Origin of the sequence: Corallococcus aberystwythensis (assembly GCF_003612165.1) — a bacterium.
GTDB classification, from domain to species: Bacteria; Myxococcota; Myxococcia; order Myxococcales; family Myxococcaceae; genus Corallococcus; species Corallococcus aberystwythensis.
This window is the reverse complement of record NZ_RAWK01000204.1, coordinates 1-19,436: the sequence shown is the minus strand read 5'-3', so window position 1 is coordinate 19,436 and position 19,436 is coordinate 1. Positions and strand designations below refer to the sequence as shown.

The window sequence follows — 19,436 nt, the reverse complement described above, 5'->3', positions numbered from 1 at the left end:
CCTGCCCGCCCGCCCCCTGGGGAGGGAACAGCGGCGAGATTCCCGCGCCGGGAAGGGGCGCTCCCGTTAGCTTGCGCCCGCCATGACCACCCCCGTCTTCCCTCCGCTGCGCGCCGCCTATGACCCGGAGGCCTTCCGGTCCACCGCCCACGCCCTGATGGATCAGCTCGCGGACTACCTGAAGGCCGCGCTCGGCGGGGGCGCGATGCCGGTGCTGCCCTGGGCTCCGCCCGCGGTGAACCAGGAGCGCTTCGCCACGGCCTTTCCGGAAGAGCCGGCCCAGGAGCTGGCCCCCGCCTTCGCGGCGCTGATGGCGCGGGTGCTGGAGGGGTCCCACCACCTGCACCACCCGCGCTACGTGGGCCACCAGGTGACGGCGCCCGTGCCGCTCTCCGCGCTGTGCGACGCCGTGTCGTCGCTGCTCAACAACGGCATGGCCGTGTACGAGATGGGCCCTGTCGCCACCGCGATGGAGCACCACGTGCTGGCGTGGATGGCGGCGAAGCTGGGGCTGCCGCCGGGCACCCGGGGCGTGCTCACCTCCGGCGGCAGCGCGGGCAACCTCACCGCCCTGCTCGCCGCGCGGCAGGCGAAGGCCGGCTACGACGCGTGGAACGGCGGCGCGCACGCGGGTCCCCCCCTGACGGTGCTGGTCCCCCGCTCCGCCCACTACTGCCTGGCCCGCGCGGTCCGCATCATGGGCTGGGGCGAGGGCGGCCTCACCCCGGTGGACGTGGACGACCACTTCCGCGTGCGTCCGGACGCCCTGGAGGACGCGCTCGCGCAGGCCACCCGCGCGGGGAGGAAGGCCATCGCCGTGGTGGCCAGCGCGGGCTCCACAGCGACCGGCGCGTTCGACCCGCTGGAGCCCGTGGCGGACTTCGCCCAGAAGCACGGCCTGTGGTTCCACGTGGACGGCGCGCACGGGGCCGCCGCCTCCCTGAGCCCGAAGTACCGCGCGCAGGTGAAGGGCATTGAACGGGCGGACTCCGTGGTGTGGGACGCGCACAAGGGGCTGCTCATGCCCGCGCTGGTGACGGCCGTCCTCTTTCGCGACGGGGCGCGCTCCTTCGACGCCTTCTCCCAGGAGGCCCACTACCTCTTCCACGGCGACGGCGACGACGCGCGCCCCTACAGCGACGTGGGCCTGCGCACCCTGGAGTGCACCAAGGAGATGATGCCCCTCAAGGTCTACGCGTGCCTGTCCGTGCTGGGCACGCGCGTCTTCGAGGAGGCCGTCACCGCGTCCTACGACCAGGCCCGGCGCTTCGCGGGGAGGCTGAAGGCCGCCCCGGACTTCGAGCTGGCCCTGGAGCCCGACTGCAACATCGTCTGCTTCCGCCACACCCCCGCGCACGTGCCCCCGGAGGGCTGGGACGCGCTCCAGGTGCGGCTGCGCGAGGCGCTGGTCTCCCGGGGAGGTTTCTACCTGGTCCAGACGCGGCTGCCCCGGGGGGTGTACCTGCGCACGACGCTCATCCACCCGCTCACCGGGGACGCGGACCTGGAGGCCCTGCTGGACGCGCTCCGGAGCGCGGCGGCCCGGCCTTGAATTTTGTGTGCAAGGCAGTCGCCCTGGCGGGGGAAATGCGATAGGGCGGGGCCGCCATGCTCGTCTCGCTCGTCATCCCCGTCTACAACGAGATTCCCACGCTGGCGGAAATCCTCCGTCGCTGCATCGCCGTGGATTTCCCCAAGGAGCTCGTCCTGGTGGACGACTGCTCCAAGGACGGCAGCCGCGAGTTCCTGCGCCAGCTGTCCGAACAGGGCCTGGGCGTCCTCGGGGGCTCGCCGAAGAACCGCAACGACATCCGCGTGCTCTTCCAGGAGAAGAACCAGGGCAAGGGGGCCGCGCTGCGCCGGGGCTTCGCCGAGGCCACCGGGGACATCGTCCTCGTGCAGGACGCGGACCTGGAATACGACCCCCGGGACATCCCGCGGGTCATCCAGCCCATCCTCGACGGCGAGGCGGACGTCGTCTTCGGCAGCCGCTTCATCGGGTCGCCGCGCCGGGTGCTGTACTACTGGCACACCGTCCTCAACCACCTGCTCACCATGCTCTCCAACATGACGAGCGGGCTGAACCTCACGGACATGGAGACCTGCTACAAGGCCTTCCGCGCCGAGGTCATCCGCTCCGTGCACGTGGAGGAGGACCGCTTCGGCTTCGAGCCCGAAATCACCGCCAAGGTGGCGCGCGGCAACTGGCGCGTCTTCGAGGTGCCCATCAGCTACCACGGGCGCACCTACGAAGAGGGCAAGAAGATTGGCTGGAAGGACGGCGTGCGCGCCCTCTACGCCATCGCGAAGTACTCCGTGAAGCGCTGACGTCCGCCCGGCCGCTGCCCGGGGGAGGATGCGGCATTTTTCCCGGGGGTGCGCGGTTCGAATGCGGAGAAGGGAACAGAGCGGCGGGTGCGGTTGGTTGTCCAGCGAGCGGCACCTCTGCGAGGGTTCCGGCTTTTCTTCCTCTGTATTGCGACGCGTAGTAGTTTCGACAACGCACTCCGTCTGAAGGGCGGGGAGTTTTCCGACCCTTCCGAAAGTTTCCGTCCCCGTATGTTCGACTGGCTCCACACCCTGTTTTCGCGCGACCTCGCCATCGACTTGGGTACGGCGAACACGCTCATCTACATCCGCGGCCAGGGCATCGTTTCCAACGAGCCCTCGGTCGTGGCGGTGCAGCAGGACTCGCGCGGCGGCAAGAAGGTGCTCGCCGTGGGCAAGGAGGCCAAGGAGATGCTCGGCAGGACGCCGGGCAACATCGTGGCCATCCGGCCCATGAAGGACGGCGTCATCGCCGACTTCGAAATCACCGCCGCGATGCTGCGCTACTTCATCCAGAGCGCGCACAACCGCAAGACGCTGGTGAACCCGCGCATCATCATCGGCATCCCGTCCGGCATCACGGAGGTGGAGCGCCGCGCGGTGCGCGAGGCGGCCGCCAACGCGGGCGCGCGCGAGGTCTACCTCATCGAGCAGCCCATGGCCGCGGCGATTGGCGCGGGCCTGCCGGTGACGGAGCCCAGCGGCAACATGATTGTGGACATCGGCGGTGGCACGTCCGACGTCGCGGTCATCAGCCTCGCGGGCATCGTGTTCGCCAAGTCCGTGCGCATCGGCGGCGACAAGCTGGACGAGGCGATCATCCAGTACGTCAAGCGCAAGTACAACCTGCTCATCGGTGAGCGCACGGCGGAGCTCATCAAGATGGGCATCGGCACGGCGTACCCGACGGACGAGGTCATGACCATGGAGATCAAGGGTCGCGACCTGGTGGCCGGCGTGCCGCGCACGCTGACGGTGTCCAGCGACGAGGTGCGCGACGCGCTCGCGGAGCCCGTCAACGGCATCGTCGAAGCGGTGAAGCTGACGCTGGAGCGCACGCCGCCGGAATTGGCCGGAGACATCGCCGACAGGGGCATCGTGCTGGCCGGTGGCGGCGCGCTGCTCAAGAACCTGGACACGCTGCTGCGTGAGGAGACGGGCCTGCCGGTGTTCCTCGCGGAGGACCCGCTGTCCGCCGTGGTGATTGGCGCGGGCAAGGCGCTGGAGTCGTTGGACATCCTCCGCCAGGTCTGCCAGCCGGGCTGAAGTTCCGCCCACCCCGCTGCACCGTGACGGCGCCGGACCTCTTTCAGGGGTCGGCGCCGTTCGCGTTTCCGGGCATCGCCGTGGCGGCGGCCCGGGGCAGCGGCAGTCGGGTGGGCCTGACGATGCGCGCCTCGCATTGGGGGCGACGGCCCTCCCGGTCGTTCTCCTGGCGGGCCTGCTCCTTCACGAGGTCGCCCCTCAGGAGGGTTCCCGGAGGCAGGGGCTGTTCCACCTTCGTGTCCATGCAGGCGTCGAACGCGCGCCGCATCCACGGGCCGGCGGCGCGGACCGCGAAGCCTTCCAGCGCGTCGATGCGGGCAAGGACGTCCAGCCGCTCCGTGAACACCGGGTAGCCCTGCTGCGAGTCGCGCCGGGCGTGGACCAGGGTGGCGGCGGCGCGCAGGCCCGGGGCCAGGCGGACGAGCTCCGCTCCGGTGACGCGCGACGTGGACACCGCGTGGTTGCGCAGCGGCTCGCGCGCGAGCATCACCGGCAACGAGGCGTTGAAGAGGTTCTTCGCGCGCGCATCCCCCACCCGCGTGAGCTCCAGGGCGAGCAGCGCGGCGACCTCCGGGTCCAGGCGGGACAGCACGGCCTCGGATTCGCCCACGGCCTGCGCCAGCGCGCGCTTCGGGTCCAGCAGCACGTCCCGGGTGAGGCGCAGCACGGCGCGGTCCACGGGGGACGTCACCGCCGCGAGCTCCGCCTCCTTGGGCGAGCGCTGGCCGGTGAGCAGGTCCAGCAGGGCCATCCGCTCCGGCTGTCGCGCCAGGGCGGAGGGAATCCAGTCGCGCATCACATAGGACGTGTGCTCGGGCCCGGCGGCGGCGGCCGTGCGCCCGGCCAGCACCAGGAAGTCCCACGTCCGGCGGCTCGCGTCCTGGCCGTAGCGGCGCACCAGTGCTGTCGCCGCGTCACGCAGCTGCGCGCGCAGGAGGATGCGCACGTCCAGCTCCAGCGCCGCCAGGGTGTCCGGAGGGTGCTTCTCCACGAAGGCCCCCAGTGCCCTCGCCGTCTGGACGGCGTACTCCTCGCGTTCGCTGTCCCCCCGCGACCACGCATCCCCCGGCTCGAAGCGCCACCGCGCCTCCAGCCACGCGCGGGTCACGTCCGGTGAGTCCGGGAAGCGCTTCGTCAGGTCCTCGTACGCGGAGACGGCCTCCGCGGTGCCCAGGAGCGGCGGGCTGGCGCGCTGGAGGTAGAGGGCCGCCAGCGGCGAGTCCGGATGCTGCTGCGCATGCTCCGCGTAGCGGGCACGGGCCGTGCTCCCCTGGTCGATGAAGCGCATCAACGCCAGCGCCAGCGCTTGTGCCCCCGGGTCCTCCTGCCAGGTGTGCATCAGCATCTGCGCGTAGTCGCGCGTGTTGCGCCAGCGCAGGGCGTCCGGCAGGTTCGCGGGCACCTGCGTGTCCACGAGGAGCCACGCGCGCGCGGCCAGCTCCCTCGCGAGGGTGTTGCCCGGCTCCACCTCCGCGACGGCGGACGCCACGCGGCCCGCGGCCTGCCAGCGCCCCGCCTCCGAAAAGGCGCGCGCGGAGGCTTCCCAGTTCGCGGCCAGGACGGAGAGCTGCTCGCCCTCCTGGAGGACCATGGCGCTCTCTGGCAGGGACCTGGAGCGGGAGCTGGCGTAGGTGGCCTCTGGATCCGGCACCGCCTCCAGCATCGCCGCGCCCTTCACGTTGTAGAGGATCCGCTCGCCCTCGGTCGGCAGCACCACGTCCTCCAGGACTGGCTCCTGGCCGGGCCAGGTCGTCACCGCGCGGAGCAGGTCGTTCCCCAGCTTCACGCGCCCCTGCTCCTGCATCCCGGGCGCTACCAACCAGTGCTGTCCACCGATGCGCACGTCCACGGGCCGGGACAGCCCGTTGACGATCGTCACGGCGCGCATGCTGCGTGCCTCCAGCCACACCGCGCCCAGCCCCGCCACGGCGCAGAGCCCCAGCGCCATCCCGGCCAGGGCTCCCGCGCGGCGGCGCGACCTTCCGGGAGAGGGAGGCACCTGGCCGATGACCTGGACGGGCGCCTTGCCGTCCGAGCGCACGAGGTAGCCATCCAGCGGCCACACCGGGATGCCCAGCACCGTCACCGTGCGCTCGGCGACGAAGGGCGCGTCCGGGGCGGCGCCGCGCGGAGGCATCCCCTTCCACCGGACGCCCGTTCCCAGCACGGAGGACGTGGGCGGCGGACGGCCCGCGATGACGAAGGCGCCCCGGTCCTCCACCAGCGCCGCCAGCAGCGTCCGAGTGGGTCCTGGGAGCTCGCGCTCCAGCCGGCGGGAGAGCACCGCGTGCACCGCCCACGCATCCCCCCGCGCGAGCGCCTCCGACAGCGCGGCGTCAGGCAAGAGCTCCGTCAGACGCGGCGCGCGGTCCAGCAGGCCGCTGGGGTCCGGGACAGGGGTGAGGGACATGGCCCGCATTCAACCGGGCGCTGGCAGGGGGAAGGCAAGCCCCCGCCCCGTGAATTCTGTCACGTCCGGGCCCGAAGCAGCCCCACCTGGTCCGACTGTCGGACCAGTTCCCGCGACCTGGAGGGGACGGGCGCGCGGCGGGTCATCCCGACCGGTCCGACTGTCGGACCAGTTCCTCGGGGCCCGCCTGGGACGGGCTCCCTCAGCCAAGCACGGCCCAACTGGTCCGACAGTCGGACCAGTTCCTCGGGGCCCGCATGGGACGGGCTCCCCCAGCCAAGCCCTTCCCGACGGGTCCGACTGCCGGACCAGTTTCCGCTGTCCGGATGGGACGGGCGCCCCGAGTGTCCTTCCCGACGGGTCCGACTGTCGCACCAGCTTCCTCCGGCCCGGATGGGACGGGCACTTCCAGCCACGCACTTCCCAACGGGTCCGACTGTCGGACCAGTTCCGCAGCTCAGTTGGGACAGGCGTTCCCAACCATGTCCTTCCCAACTGGTCCGACTGTCGGACCCGTTTCCGCGGCCCGGATGCGACGGGCGCGCCGAGGGTCATCCCGACTGGTCCGACTGTCGGACTCGTTTCCGAGGCTTGGATGGGACGAGCGTCCCAGCCGTCCTTCCCGACTGGTCCGACTGTCGGACCACTTGGTGCGGCTTGGCTGGGACGAGCGCCCCAGCCGTCCTGCCCGACTGGTCCGACTGTCGGACCACTTGGTGCGGCTTGGATGGGATGGGCGCCCCGAGTGTTCTTCTCGGCTGGTCCGACTGTCGGACCAGTTGCCGCTGCCCGGATGGGACGGGCGCCCCGAGTGTTCTTCTCGACTGGTCCGACTGTCGGACCACTTGGTCCGGCCTGGATGGGATGGGCCCCCCGAGTGCTATCCCGACGGGTCCGACTGTCGGACCACTTGCCGCTGCCCGGATGGGATGGGCGCCCCGAGTGCTCTTCTCGGCTGGTCCGACTGTCGGACCAGTTGCCGCTGCCCGGATGGGACGGGCGCCCCCAGCCATGTCCTTCCCAACCGGTCTGACTGTCGGACCGATCTCCGCTGTCCAGCTGGGATGGGCCCCCCGAGTGCTATCCCGACGGGTCCGACTGTCGGACCAGTTGCCGCTGCCCGGATGGGACGGGTACCCCCAGCCGTCTTTCCTGTCCTGCTGTCGGACGGGTTTCCGCAGCCTGAGCGTGGCGGCGGTGCCTCGGCCACGGGTATCCAGACGGGTCCGACTGTCGGACCGGCTTCCGCTGGCCGGATGAGACCGGCGCTCCTCGGCCACGGTCATCCAGACGGGTCCGGCTGTTGGACCGGTTCGTGCGGTGCGCCGCTGTCGGGGGGACAGCGAGCCCGCGCCTTGAATCCCGTCAGGCCGCTGCCCGAAGCTCTCGCGCCATGGACGCCTTCGACATCGTGATTCTCTCCATCATCGTCGCGCTCGGGCTGGGCCGCTTCCTCGTGATGCGCGACCAGCGCAGCGCGCCCCCCGCGGAGGCCGGTCCGCGCAAGCCCACGCCGATGCGCATCGCCGGGCGGGTCCTGCTCGGGTATGCCTACGCGATGGCGCTGTTCATCCTGGTCCGCTTCCTCATCGCCCGGATGTGACGAGCCCCACCTTTGCCTCCCGGTCCGAGCGCACTTGAGGCCTTCCCCCATGAACGCCTTCGCGCTGGGGGCCTACCTGCGCCGCCGGGATGTCCATGGCCCCACGAGGGGCGGCATCGACCGGCGGCGCCTGACACCACTGCAAATCGCCTACAGCCTGCTGCTCGCGTATCCATTCTGCGCGGCCTACGCGGCCCTCGACCTCTCCCTGGGCCCCTGAGCGCACGAAGCGCCCGGGGCCCCAGGCCCGGCCGTCAGTGCTTGCCGTACTCCAGCTTCACGCCCTTGCGCTGCGCGTAGATGTACGCCTCCATCGCGCGCATCTTCGGGTCGCCGTCCGCCAGCGGCTTGCCGCGCACCGGGTTCTCGATGCACCAGTTGATCATGTCGCGCAGCAGCGCCGTGCGGCCCAGCTGCACTTGGTACTTCGGATAGGTCTCCGGGTGGGTGTTGGCACCGTCCGGATGGCACATGTCGCACGACACACCCACCGTGCCGCCCAGCGCATCCCCGTCGTGGAACACGCGGTGGCCTTCCTTCACGGTGGCCTGCACGGAGTCCGCCCACACCTGCTCGTCGCGCTCGGAGAACGCGCCGTAGGTGTGGCCCGTCTGGAGGTTGGCCTTCTGCTGCTGGGGCACCGCGCTCGCGCCCGTCTGCGCGCCCACGCCGCCCTGGCGTACGTCGTTGCCCGCGGGCTTCGCGCCGGGGCTGGGCTGGGGCGCGGGCGGCGGGTTCTTCTTCGCGGCCGGGGGCGTGGCCTGCGCCAGCACCGGGCCGGGCACGTCGTCCCAGTTCGCGTCCGGGTTCTTCTTGCGCCAGTCGTCCATCAACTGCGCGGTGGCGGTGATGGCCTGGGCGCGCGTGAGCTTCTGGCCGTCCTTCGCGCCGGCGACTTCCAGGGACGTCTCACCGTCGCACAGGCCCAGCACCAGGTTGCCGTCCTTCGACGCGGGCACGACGTGCTTGGGCAGCGGTTGCGGCTTCACTTCCGGAGACGTGGCGAGCGCCACGCCTCCGGCGAAGGACAGGGCCGCGCACGGGACCACGAGCAGCTTCATTCGCAGGTTCATGGGAGGGGGTTTCCTCTTCCGGTCCTAGTAGGTGGGCAGCTTGGGCTTGGGGGGCGCGGACTGCTTGCCACTGGAGCCCAGGTAGCTGGCGCGCACGGTGATGGGGTCGCGCTGCCAGAGGTTGTAGAGCTTGTCCACGAGCCCCGACTCCAGCACGTCCATGCGGCCATCCCCGCAGCCGTCGAACTGGCTGAACGGATCCGCGCGGTTCATGGGCACCGTGAGCGTGGGCAGGCCTTCCGGCGCGTACGGCCACGGCCACGCGGTGGACAGCATCCCGTGGAAGGAGATGTTGCCAATGTGGTTGCTGAGCAGCTGGTGCGTGTGGCCGTGGATGACGGTGACCTTCTCGTACGGCTTGAGGATGGCCTGCACCTCGTCCGCGTCGTCGGTCCAGAAGTTCCAGGGCTTGTAGTACTTGTAGAGCGGCGAGTGGCTGAAGACGATGAGCGGCGTGTTCTTGGCCACCTTGGCCAGGTCGTTCTGGAGCCACTGGCGCTGCTCGGCGCCTACTTCGAACCGGGACTGGATGCCGTTGTCCAGGCCGGCGACGATCTTCATGCGCTCCATGGGGGAGAGCTTCCGCTCCGTCCAGAAGTCCTTCTCGTGGATGGAGTTGAGCACCACGAAGTGCACGCCCTTGTGGTCGAAGGAATAGTTGGGCGCGCCGAACAGGTCGCGCCACAGCTCGCCCATGTCCAGGAACCAGTCGTGCTCGCCCACCATCATCTTGATGGGGGCCTTCACGGACTTGAGGATTTGGGCGCCCAGCTTGAGCTCACCCGCCTGGCCCAGCTGCGCCAGGTCACCGCCGAAGAGGACGAAGTCCGGCTGGGGGTCCAGCGCGTTCACGTCGTCCACGGCCTTGAGGATGGCGCGCACGAAGCGGTCGTTGAGCTTGTTCTCGTACAGGTGCGTGTCGGAGATGTACGCGAAGGAGAACTTCGGCTTCTCTCCCTGCGCGTCCGCCACGTTGACCAGTTGGAAGCTGTTGGGCGTGAGCTTGCCCATGCCCGCCACGATGCCGGCGGAGATGCCGGCGACGCGCATGAAGGCGCGGCGGTCCAGCTTCTTCAGGCCCTCGAAGAAGGCCTCGCGCTCGGCGTAGTGCTTCGTCTCGATGCTCTGGAACTTGTTGGCCATGGCGCGCCTCCGTTACCGGGGTTTGACTGCGGGGACGGCCTTCACGGGGGTGACGTCGCCGTAGAAGCCCAGGTCCGCCGGGTTCTTCACGTTCAGGTCCGGGTTGGGCGCCAGGTCCCCCAGGTTGCCCTTCTTGCCCATGGCGACGGCGGTGTCCCGCTCCGGCCGGGTGTTCTTCCGGGCGCGCTGCTTCGCCAGCTGCTCCTTGTTGAGCTTGTCGAACTTCGTGTCCGTGAGCGTGAAGAGGAACGCCACCAGGTCGTCGATTTCAGGCTCCGTGAGCCCCAGCCGCTGCATCCCCCCGTCGAGGAAGGGATTGGCCACGCCGCCCTTGTTGTAGTGGTCCATCACGTCCCACAGCGTGGTGAGCGACCCGTCATGCATGTACGGGCCGGTGATGCCCACGTTGCGCAGGGTGGGCGTCTTGAACGAGCCCACGTCGTTCTCCTGCTTGGTGACGAGGAAGCGGCCCAGCTCGGAGAACTCCGAGTTGAGCGCCAGCTCGTCGATCTGCTTCTCATCGCCGGTGCGCACCACCTGCACGCCCTTGCGCGCCAGGGCGACGAAGTCCTGCTTGTGCGCGGCGACGCCGATGTTGTGGAACTTCTGGTCGCTGAACAGCGGGGACACGGCGTTGCCCGCGTGGCAGGAGTTGCAGCGCGCCTTGCCGTTGAAGAGCGCCCAGCCGTTCTTCTCCGACGCGGAGAGCGCCTTGCTGTCGCCCATGATGAACTTGTCGAAGCGCGCGTCGCCGGAGAACTGCATCCGCTCGAACGCGGCGATGGCGACGGCCAGGTCGTCGAAGTTCGGCTCGCGGCCGAAGACCTTCTTGAAGTCGGTGACGTACTCGGGGATGCCGCGCACCTTCTTCACGACGCTGTCCGCGTCCGGCATGCCCATCTCGCGCGGGTTGAGGATGGGCAGCTTCGCCTGGTCCTCCAGCGTCCCCGAGCGGCCGTCCCAGAACTGGGTGGCGTTGAAGAGGGCGTTGAGCACGGTGGGGCTGTTGCGCGTCACCTTCTGCCCCTTGACGCCCTCCGACAGGGGCTTGCCGTCGGTGAAGCCCAGCTCCGGCTCATGGCACGTCATGCACGCCACGGTGTTGTCCACCGACAGGCGCTTGTCCCGGAAGAGCTTCTCGCCCAGCGCCACCCGCTCCGGCGTGGGCTCCAGGCCCTTGGGCACCGACAGCCGCCACAGCGTCGCGGAGACGCCCGGCGGCAGCGGCGGCGGTGTGGAGGAGGCCTGCTGCGAAGGCGGAGATGCTGCCAGTCCTACGCCGGAGTTGAGCACCACGGCGAGCACCGTGACGACGCCCGAAGGCAGCCGCATGACACCCTTCCACCCGTTCTCTGGAGTCGCCGCGGGACATCCGCGCGGTCCGAGGCCGGTCCGCGCATTTCACGCAAACTCGCGCGAACCGTTCAACGGTTGCTAGGTCTCCGGGGAGGGGGAAGTGTCTGGGATTGGAACGTCGGATGTCACAGTCCACCCACGCCAGGAGAAGAAAGACGCGCGCAGGCTTCATCTTTCCGCCCGGGCGAGACATGGGCGTGGCTGCGCACCTCCAGACCTGTCCGACAGCCGGATGGATTGAAGCGCGCGTCAGGCCGGAGGGAATCAATCCCCCACCCGGGTGAGGTGAAACGGCTTCTGGGAATGGAAGACTCGCGCCTGTTCCCCACAAGGACGGTGTAGCGGAGGAGAAGAACAAGCGGGCCATCTCCATGGCGCAACAGACCAAGACGGGCCACGTCTACGTCATCTCCAACGTGGGCTCCTTTGGAGAGAACGTCTTCAAGGTCGGCCTCACCCGCCGTCTGGAGCCACTCGACCGCATCCGGGAACTGGGTGACGCCAGCGTGCCCTTCGAGTTCGACGTGCACGCCCTCATCCATAGCGAGGATGCCCCTTCCCTGGAGCGGGAGCTGCACAAGCGCTTCGTGCGGGAGCAGGTGAACAAGGTCAATCCTCGCAAGGAGTTCTTCCGGGTGGCGCTCCCGAACATCCGCCAGGTGGTGGATGGAATGGGGCTCCAGGCTCAGTGGACGATGACCGCCGAGGCCCGGGAGTTCCGCGAGACGCAGGCGGTCGAGCGTGCCATGAAGAGCCAGTCCTTCGAGGAAGGCGCGTGGATCCAGCAGCAACTCAAGGAGCAGGAGGCCGCGCGGGTCGAAGAGACTCGCAAGGAGGCGGTGGCCTGAGCTTCGGACAGGCGATGATGCTCCGTTACTGCATTGGGGTTCTGGCCATCTCCGTTCTGGCGGCCTGCACGCCTCGCGCTGCCGTCGTTCCGCCTGTTGGAGGGAGTCCAGAGGCCGCCGCAAGTCAGGGGCCGGGGCCGGGTGCCTCGCTCGACAAAGGCTGGTCGGAATGGACCGTCACCTCGGACATCCCTCCCTGGCCTTGCGATGTGGAGAGCGGGGCCTGGAAGCGTCGCTCCCTGGAGGTCCATGTCAGTGCTGGAGACTGCAGCATCTTCGTGTCGCCGCCCGATGAGCGGGGGCTCTGCGCGATCGAATGGCGCGAGTCAGGGCAGAGCCCGGGTGACACGACCCACCTGGTCTCCGTGATCAGGCCTGAAAACTCTCTCGTCATCTGTGGGCGACGCTGGAACTGTGGATGTGATGACGCGCCCCCCTGAGAGCTAGGTCGCCGGGGAGGGGGAAGTGTCTGGGATTGGAACGTCAGACGTCACCGGCCGCCAGCCGTGGGAGGAAAGCCACGCGTGGGCTTCATCTTTCCGTCCGTGCGCGACGAGGAAGTCCACGCGGTCGCCCGCGACGGGGACGGCGGACTCGTCGAAGAGGACGGTGCCCTGCGTGCGCTCCAGCACGAGCGGGACGAGCGCCTCCTCCAGGGTGCCGGTGGCGGGAGGGAGGATGGCCGCCACCTGTGGGGCCTCCAGGCGCCAGGACTCGCGGGTGACGGCGCCCTGTTCGCAGCGGGCCACCCAGGCGTCCAGGTCGCGCTCCGCGCCGAAGAGGATGTGACCGCCCGTGGCACTCACGGTGTCGGTGGACACGCCGACGTGGCCCCGGTGCAGCGCGGTGTAGCTGCGGGCGGTGCGCTGGAGGGCGCGCACGCGCTCGGCGAAGAGGAGGTTGACGCCCTCGTTGTGCGTGAGGCCCACGAAGCCCTGACGCCCTTCGGGCTCCGCGCGCAGCAGCGTGCGTTCGTCCAATCCGTTGCCGAAGAGGACGCGGAAGCCTTCCTGCTGCGCGCGCTTGAGCGTGGCGTCGCTGGAGTCCACGAGCAGCACGGCTTCGTCGCGCGCCTGGAGTGCGTGCGCCACCTGCCGCGCGAGCGCGTTGGCGCCCAGGAGGACGTAGCCCCTCGGCACCACGCGGCGCACGCCCAGGAGCCCCGCCACGATTCCACCGGACAGGCCCTGCACCACCACCGTGACGCCAATGACCAGGAACACCAGCGCGCGCAGGGCCTGGCCCTCCTGCACGCCCTGGGCACCCAGGCGCGTGGCGAACAGCGACGCCACGGCGGCGGCGACGATGCCTCGCGGGCCCAGCCACGCGATGAAGGCCTTCTCGTTGCGGGACAGGCCGGAGCCGGTGGTGGACACGGCCACTGCCACGGGCCGCACGATGAGCATCAGCACGAGCACGGTGGCGAGCCCGCGCCAGCCCAGCGCCGTCACCTGGGACAGCCGCATGTCCGCGGCCAGCAGGATGAAGAGCATGCCCAGCAGCATCAGGGTGAGCTGTTCCTTGAAGGCGAGCACCTCCCGGCGCGCGGGCACCTTGCCGTTGCCCACGACGAGCCCCGCGGCGATGGCGGCCAGCACGCCGCTCTCCGGCGCCAGCGCGTTGCTCACCTGGAAGGCGCCCAGCACCAGGGCCAGGGCGAAGACGTTGGTCATGTCCTCCGGCACCCAGGAGGACTTGCGCAGGCCCACGGTGATGAGGAGGCCCGTGATGCCGCCCACGGCGAGCCCCACGCCCCAGCGCGAGCCCAGCGCGCTCACCAGCAGCCACGGCCCCTCTTCCGCGTGCAGCGCCATGTCCAGCGCGACCACGGCGATGATGGCGCCCACGGCGTCCACGAAGATGCCCTCGGCCTCCAGCACGGTGGCGACGCGGTGGGTGACGCGCACGCGGCGCAGCAGCGGCGTGATGACGGTGGGGCCGGTCACCATGACCAGGGTGCCGAACAGGGCGGACACCTTCCAGTCCCAGCCCATGAGGGCACGGGCCGCCAGGGTGCCGCCCACGGCGGTGACGGCCGCGCCCAGCGTGACCAGCCGCTGGATGGAGCGGGCCTCGCGGCGCAGCTTGCGCACGTCCAGGCTCATGGCGCCCTCGAAGAGGATGACGGACACGGAGAAGCCCACCACGGTCTGGAGCGCGGAACCGAGGGACGCAGGGTGGATGAGCCCCAGCCCTTCCGGCCCCAGGAGCACGCCCGCGGACAGCAGCACGACGATGCCGGGCACGCTCAGGTGCCGGGCCAACAACTGCGCCAGGATGCCCGCCACCAGGGACAGGCCCAGCGTCAGGGAGGGATTCGCGAGGGAGGCGGAGGCCATGGTTTCGCGGCGCACCGTAGCCGCGCGGCCCTCGCGCGCACGGACGTAGCCCGGTGGAGGGTTGGCCGGGAGACGGAGTCACGGAGCCGGCCTGCGCCGGCAGGTCAGGCGCCGGCTTCGCTCGCGATGGCGACGAGGGCTCCGACGAGGTTCTCCACCTCCCAGTCGATGGCGAACACCGCGGCCTGCACCCGCGCCGGGTCCGGGGCGTTGCCGGCGAGCAGTGCCCGGGCACGGCGGAGGGCCGCCGCGAGCCCGTGCGCTTCGAGGAGGTGCAGGGTCCCCGTGATGGCCTCGCACGCGCGCTCGTACTCGTCGGAAGCGCCCTTCTTGAGCGCCGCCGCGAGCGCCGGCCGGGCCTGCTCCAGCGCCTGGACGGAGGAGCGGGCCAGCGCCGCGCTCGCCTGCGGATCTCCCGCCCCCCACTGCCGGAGCTTCGTGAAGCTGAAGTCAGGCGCCAGGACCAGGGAGTCCGCGGCGGCCCCGGAGGCACGGGGGGCCGCTTCCGGCGGATGCACGGGCGACTCTGGAGCCTCGCGTGAAGTGCACCGCGCCATCTTCCTGAACAGGACTCCCTCGTCGAAGGGCTTGCCGATGAAGTCCGTGAACCCCGAGGCCAGGACGTTGCTCTCCTGCCAGGCCCGCGTGGAGGCCGAGATGGCGATGATGGGAATCTGGCGGAGCCGCTCGTCCGGGAGCTGCCGGATGACCTTCAACGCGTCGTAGCCATCCAGCACCGGCATGTGCAGGTCCATGAGGACCAGCTCGTAGCCACCCTGCTGGAGGCGCTCCACCGCTTCGCGCCCGTTCCTGACGGCGTCGAATGAAACGCCCCAGTGCTCGAACCAACGGGCCAGCACGTAGGTGTTGACCTCGTTGTCCTCGACCACGAGCACCTTCAAGCCCCGCAGGGCCTGCGGGGACGACGCGCTGCTGGGAGAGGTGCCAGCGGCGGCGGCCCCCGCCGCGGACTTCAAGCGCAGGTCGAAGGAGAAGCATGTTCCCCTTCCCACCTCGCTCTCCACGACCATCTTGCTGCCATGCAGCGCCACCAGCTTCCGGCTGATGGCGAGGCCCAGCCCCGTCCCGCCGTACTTCATCCCGATGTCGTAGTTCGCCTGCGTGTACTCCTCGAAGATGGCGGCCAGGCGGTCCGGTGGAATGCCGATGCCCGTGTCGCTCACCTGGAAGGCCAGGTCACACGCATCGCCGTCCCGGGACCGGAGGGTCACGCTGACCTTGACCCCGCCCTTCTCCGTGAACTTGAGCGCGTTGCTCACGAGGTTCGTGAGGATCTGCCCGAGCTTGACGGGATCTCCCAGCAGACAGGCCGGGAGCCGCTCGTCGATCTCCATCTGGAGCCGCAGCCGCTTCTCCTCGGCCTTGGCGGCCTGGCCGTTCAGGATGTCGCCCAGCAGTTCGCGGAGGGAGAACTCGCGCTGCTCCAGCGAGAGCTTGCCTGCCTCGATCTTGCTCCAGTCCAGGATGTCGTTGACCAGCGCGAGCAGGTTGCCGGACGCGGAGCCGAGGATGCGCAGGTACTTCGACTGCTTGTCGGAGAGCGGCGTCATCCCCAAGAGCCGCGTGGCGGCGGTGATGGCGTTGAGGGGGTTGCGGATCTCATGGCTGAGCGTCGCGAGCAGCGCCGCCTTGGACTGGGCCAGCTGTTCGGCCTTCCGGCGGGCCAGCAGCAGCTCGCGCTCGTAGCGCTTGCGCTCCGTCATGTTGAAGAGCGTCGTCCGGACGGCCAGGGGCCTTCCGAGCGCGTCCCGCTTCTGCACGGAGTTGATCAGCGCGGGCAGCGGACGGCCGTCGGCGCAGACGAGATCCAACGAGAGCTCGTGGACGAAGCCCTGCATCTGGAGCAGAGGCGCGTAGTGGGTCTCGTGGAAGATGCGGCCCGCGACCGTGAGCAGCTCCGAGAACCGCTTGCCTCCGAGCAGGGCCTCCCGGGAGTAGCCCGTCCAGGTCAGGAAGGTCTGGTTGACCTTGAGGATGCGCCCCTCCGGGCTCATGGAGAGGTAGCCACACGGAGCGTGCTCATAGAGCTCTTCCGCCGAGTCCTCGGAAGGCTCCTTCCCCTGCTCCGTGTCCGCGCTTCCTTGCATCGTCCTCCTTCAGTAGCCCAGGAAGGGCTTCATCGCAGAGATGGTTTCTTCTGGGGCGCTCAGGTTCGGGCAATGTCCGGTCGCCTTGAGGAGGACCATCTGGCCCGCGGGCAGCTGCCGGCACACGTACTCCCCGACCGCCTGCCCCGCGATGACGTCGTTCGAGCACTGGAGCACGAGCGAAGGCGTCTGGACCTTCGGAAGGTCCGCCCTGTGGTCGGACAGGAAGGTCACCTTCGCGAACTGCTTCGCGATGTCAGGGTCCATGCGGCAGAAGCTGTTGGTGAGCTCCGTGCCCAGCTCGGGCCGGTCCGGGTTGCCCATGATGACGGGCGCCATCGTGCTGGACCAGCCCAGGTAGTTGTCGTCGAGCGACTCCAACAACTGGAGGATGTCCTCGCGCGAGAAGCCTCCAACGTACTCGCCGTCGTTGATGTAGCAGGGCGAGGGGCCGATGAGCACGAGCCTGGCGAAGCGCTCCGGCTCCTTGATGGCCGCCAGCACGCCCACCATCGCGCTCACCGAGTGACCGACGAAGACCACCTGCTCGAGCCGCAGCTCGCGGCAGATCTGCAGGACGTCATCGGCGTAGCCCTCCAGCGTCCCGTACCGGTTGCGGTCATAGGCCGCGACGTCCGAGCCACCCGCCCCCACGTGGTCGAAGAGCACGGTGCGGTAGTCCTGCTCGAACGCGGGCGCGACGAACCGCCACATGTTCTGGTCGCAGCCGAAGCCATGGGAGAACACCATGGGCTGCGCGCCCTGCCCCTTCACCTTGACGTTGTTCCGAGCGAGGACGTTCATGAGTGGCTCCAATCAGGAAGAGGTGAAGGATGCCCCAGGCGTTGGATCAATTCTTTCCTGGGGGAAGAGTCCAGCCCTGACAGCATCTCAGGGATCCGGAACGCGCAGGTCACGCGAGCGCAGCAGCATGGCGGACGCGGTGGCTGGAGCGAGCACCGACGCGATGATGATGCTCCAGTCCCACGGCCCTCGCGCGCGGGCGGCGTTGAAGCTGACCGCCTGGAGCAGTGTGAGACAGGCATCCGCGGTGGTGAGCCGTCCCAGCAGCGTGGCCAGCCCGTCGCGCCAGCGGCGCAAGAGCAGCAGCAGGCCCACGATGAGCGCCACGTCGAACACCACCCAGCCGTGCTGCACCCATGGCGAAGGGAACCAGTGCGCGCTCATGGGCAGCGCGAGCAGCGCCGTCCACGGCACCAGCAGCGCGGTCAGCGTGCGCACGAAGAAGCGCGGCCGGCGCAGCAGCGTCACGAGCCCGAACTTCACCAGGCTGCCGCGCGCGAAGGCCCGGAGCGCGTCGTAGATGGCCCACGGCGCGGGTTCGTCCTTCGGGTGGGACAGATAGAGCGTCACCCAGGTATGGGGACGGAACTTGGCCTTGAAGGAGCGCAGGCCCTCGAAGTCGAACAGGGGCCTGCCCGCGCTGCGCGCGAACCGCAGCCACGGCCGCACCGGGCCCGCCAGCGGCGCCAGGCCCAGCGTCACGTACCGGCGTCCGTTCACCGCGGCGGCGCGCATCGCGGCGTCCACCAGCGTCTCCGCGGTGCCGTTGGGCGCGGTGGGTTCACGCAACAGGTCCTGGAGGAACCAGCCGTCGCGCGCGTACACGGGCGTCACGGACAGGAAGCCCACCACGCGCCCCTCCACCTCCGCCACGAAGGCGCGGCGCTCGCGGGCGAAGGCGCCCGGGGCCAGCCCCACCAGGAAGCCCATGGTCGCCATGCGGCGTGACGCGAGCCAGTGCTCGGCCAGCACCTCCACCGCCGCTCGCAGCGGGTGGCCTTCCGTCTCCATCACCTCGGCGGGCACCTCGCGCACGCGCACGCCGTGGGAGCGCGCGCGGCGGAGCTGTTCGCGCAGGCTGCGGCTGCCCTTCACCACCGCGTCCCAGTTCGCCGGGTCCCATACCGGCTGCTCGCCGATGGGCAGCTCCTCGAACGGGACGAGCTGGGAGAAGCGTGACTCCGTGGCGAAGAAGCTCACGCGCCGGCCCGCGCTCCGTGCCGCCTGGTGGAAGGCCCCCACCACGTCGCGCACGCGCTCCGGCGCGGCGATGGGACCGCCTCCGGCCACCCACGCACCGCCCGTGTCCACGTACGCGATGCACCCGTCGCCTTCCGGCGCGAACCAGTAGCGGAAGCCCGGCTGCAACACCTGGAAGGACGTCGCGTTCCAGCCGTGACGCTTGAGCAGCGCCAGCACCTGCTCGCGGGGGTCGCCCGCGGTGTCCTGGTGGGAATCGGCCATGGTGTTTGCGTTCAAACTACGTCCCACGGGACGACGCCGCCAGCCAAAGCCACCCGGGGAACCGGGCCCTTCCTGGACGGACCGTGCGGGGATGCACCGTCCCCGGGTGGAGCGCGCGGGGAAGGGATCCAATCCAGCGGCTTGCACGCACTACAAGTCCAGGGCCGGAGCCGGGCCCCCATGGGACGGCCCTCCCATCGAGGGGCCCGGCGGTAGTACCGCGCCTCAGGAACCGTCGTCCTCCGCGTCGTCCGCGCCCCCGTCCTTCGCGGGTGCGCGTCCGAGCAGCCGGTCCACCTCCGCGTGCGCGCCCTCCGCCTGCGCCGCGCTGATGCGCTTGTAGGTCTTGAGCGCGTCCACCACGCGGTGTGAGTGCCTCCACAACGCCCTTGAACCACTGGCCGGCGAGCGCTTGCGCGGGGACGGCAGCATCGCGGCGAGCACCGCGCCCTGCGCCACGGAGAGCTGGGACGCGGACACGCCGAAGTGCTCGCGCGCCCCGGCCTCAATCCCATACACGCCGTTCCCCCACTCCACCACGTTGAGGTACAGCGTGAGGATGCGCTGCTTCGTCAGCGCCTCCTCCAGCCGGTGCGCCAGCACCAGCTCCTTCAGCTTGCGCAGCAGGCTGCGGTCCGTGGACAGCCAGAGGTTCTTCGCCAGCTGCTGCGTGAGCGTGGACGCCCCCCGCCCC

At 70.0% G+C, this 19,436-nt stretch carries 15 protein-coding genes; 6 read left to right on the top strand and 9 right to left on the bottom strand.

Going from position 1 to position 19,436, the window contains the following annotated elements:
- Nucleotides 1-82: 82 nt before the first annotated feature.
- The 3 genes from D7W81_RS28655 to D7W81_RS28645 all read left to right on the top strand — a co-directional run bounded on the left by D7W81_RS28655 (nucleotide 83) and on the right by D7W81_RS28645 (nucleotide 3,594).
- On the top strand, nucleotides 83-1,552 hold the full coding sequence (locus D7W81_RS28655; protein ID WP_120558576.1) for a pyridoxal phosphate-dependent decarboxylase family protein: 1,470 nt from the start codon (nucleotides 83-85) through the stop codon (nucleotides 1,550-1,552).
- 56 nt (nucleotides 1,553-1,608) lie between these two features.
- On the top strand, nucleotides 1,609-2,328 hold the full coding sequence (locus D7W81_RS28650) for a glycosyltransferase family 2 protein (RefSeq protein ID WP_120558575.1): 720 nt from the start codon (nucleotides 1,609-1,611) through the stop codon (nucleotides 2,326-2,328).
- Nucleotides 2,329-2,559: 231 nt separating this feature from the next.
- Nucleotides 2,560-3,594, top strand: a complete 1,035-nt coding sequence (locus tag D7W81_RS28645; RefSeq protein WP_014400170.1) for a rod shape-determining protein — start codon at nucleotides 2,560-2,562, stop codon at nucleotides 3,592-3,594.
- Nucleotides 3,595-3,637: 43 nt separating this feature from the next.
- Here D7W81_RS28645 and D7W81_RS28640 read toward each other — a convergent pair whose 3' ends face one another.
- The gene (locus D7W81_RS28640) at nucleotides 3,638-6,004 is read right to left on the bottom strand and encodes a hypothetical protein (RefSeq protein ID WP_120558574.1); all 2,367 of its coding nucleotides are present in this window, start codon (nucleotides 6,002-6,004) and stop codon (nucleotides 3,638-3,640) included.
- A 1,393-nt stretch (nucleotides 6,005-7,397) separates the two neighbouring features.
- Between D7W81_RS28640 and D7W81_RS28635 the strand changes: the two genes are divergently transcribed.
- Nucleotides 7,398-7,607: a hypothetical protein gene (locus D7W81_RS28635; protein WP_120558573.1), complete on the top strand. Its 210-nt coding sequence runs from the start codon at nucleotides 7,398-7,400 to the stop codon at nucleotides 7,605-7,607.
- 34 nt (nucleotides 7,608-7,641) lie between these two features.
- Complete coding sequence (locus D7W81_RS42095) at nucleotides 7,642-7,827, top strand: hypothetical protein (protein WP_147445650.1); 186 nt, start codon at nucleotides 7,642-7,644, stop codon at nucleotides 7,825-7,827.
- Nucleotides 7,828-7,861: 34 nt separating this feature from the next.
- Here D7W81_RS42095 and D7W81_RS43735 read toward each other — a convergent pair whose 3' ends face one another.
- Genes D7W81_RS43735 through D7W81_RS28620 form a run of 3 tightly spaced genes read right to left on the bottom strand, consistent with a single transcriptional unit; the run spans nucleotide 7,862 to nucleotide 11,155 of the window.
- Entirely contained in the window at nucleotides 7,862-8,680 is an 819-nt protein-coding gene (locus tag D7W81_RS43735; RefSeq protein ID WP_244227490.1) for a c-type cytochrome, read from the bottom strand.
- Between the two features lie 24 nt (nucleotides 8,681-8,704).
- Nucleotides 8,705-9,823, bottom strand: a complete 1,119-nt coding sequence (locus D7W81_RS28625) for a metallophosphoesterase family protein (RefSeq protein ID WP_120558572.1) — start codon at nucleotides 9,821-9,823, stop codon at nucleotides 8,705-8,707.
- 12 nt (nucleotides 9,824-9,835) lie between these two features.
- Complete coding sequence (locus D7W81_RS28620; RefSeq protein WP_120558571.1) at nucleotides 9,836-11,155, bottom strand: cytochrome-c peroxidase; 1,320 nt, start codon at nucleotides 11,153-11,155, stop codon at nucleotides 9,836-9,838.
- Nucleotides 11,156-11,550: 395 nt separating this feature from the next.
- Between D7W81_RS28620 and D7W81_RS28615 the strand changes: the two genes are divergently transcribed.
- Nucleotides 11,551-12,027, top strand: coding sequence for a GIY-YIG nuclease family protein (locus D7W81_RS28615; RefSeq protein ID WP_120558570.1), 477 nt, complete (start codon nucleotides 11,551-11,553; stop codon nucleotides 12,025-12,027).
- Between the two features lie 443 nt (nucleotides 12,028-12,470).
- Here the strand turns inward: D7W81_RS28615 and D7W81_RS28610 are convergent, their stop codons facing one another.
- The 5 genes from D7W81_RS28610 to D7W81_RS28590 all read right to left on the bottom strand — a co-directional run.
- The gene (locus D7W81_RS28610) at nucleotides 12,471-14,366 is read right to left on the bottom strand and encodes a cation:proton antiporter (protein WP_120558569.1); all 1,896 of its coding nucleotides are present in this window, start codon (nucleotides 14,364-14,366) and stop codon (nucleotides 12,471-12,473) included.
- A gap of 104 nt (nucleotides 14,367-14,470) precedes the next feature.
- Nucleotides 14,471-16,474 carry a PAS domain-containing hybrid sensor histidine kinase/response regulator gene (locus D7W81_RS28605; protein WP_120558568.1) on the bottom strand — a complete coding sequence of 668 codons (2,004 nt, stop codon included), beginning with the start codon at nucleotides 16,472-16,474 and terminating at the stop codon, nucleotides 14,471-14,473.
- A 9-nt stretch (nucleotides 16,475-16,483) separates the two neighbouring features.
- The gene (locus D7W81_RS28600) at nucleotides 16,484-17,278 is read right to left on the bottom strand and encodes an alpha/beta fold hydrolase (protein WP_120558567.1); all 795 of its coding nucleotides are present in this window, start codon (nucleotides 17,276-17,278) and stop codon (nucleotides 16,484-16,486) included.
- An 87-nt stretch (nucleotides 17,279-17,365) separates the two neighbouring features.
- A complete protein-coding gene (locus D7W81_RS28595) occupies nucleotides 17,366-18,742 on the bottom strand; it encodes a bifunctional lysylphosphatidylglycerol flippase/synthetase MprF (protein ID WP_167508112.1) in 1,377 nt (458 codons plus the stop codon).
- Nucleotides 18,743-18,967: 225 nt separating this feature from the next.
- Nucleotides 18,968-19,436: transglycosylase domain-containing protein (locus D7W81_RS28590; protein ID WP_147445649.1), on the bottom strand; the 469-nt coding region annotated here is incomplete at its 5' end.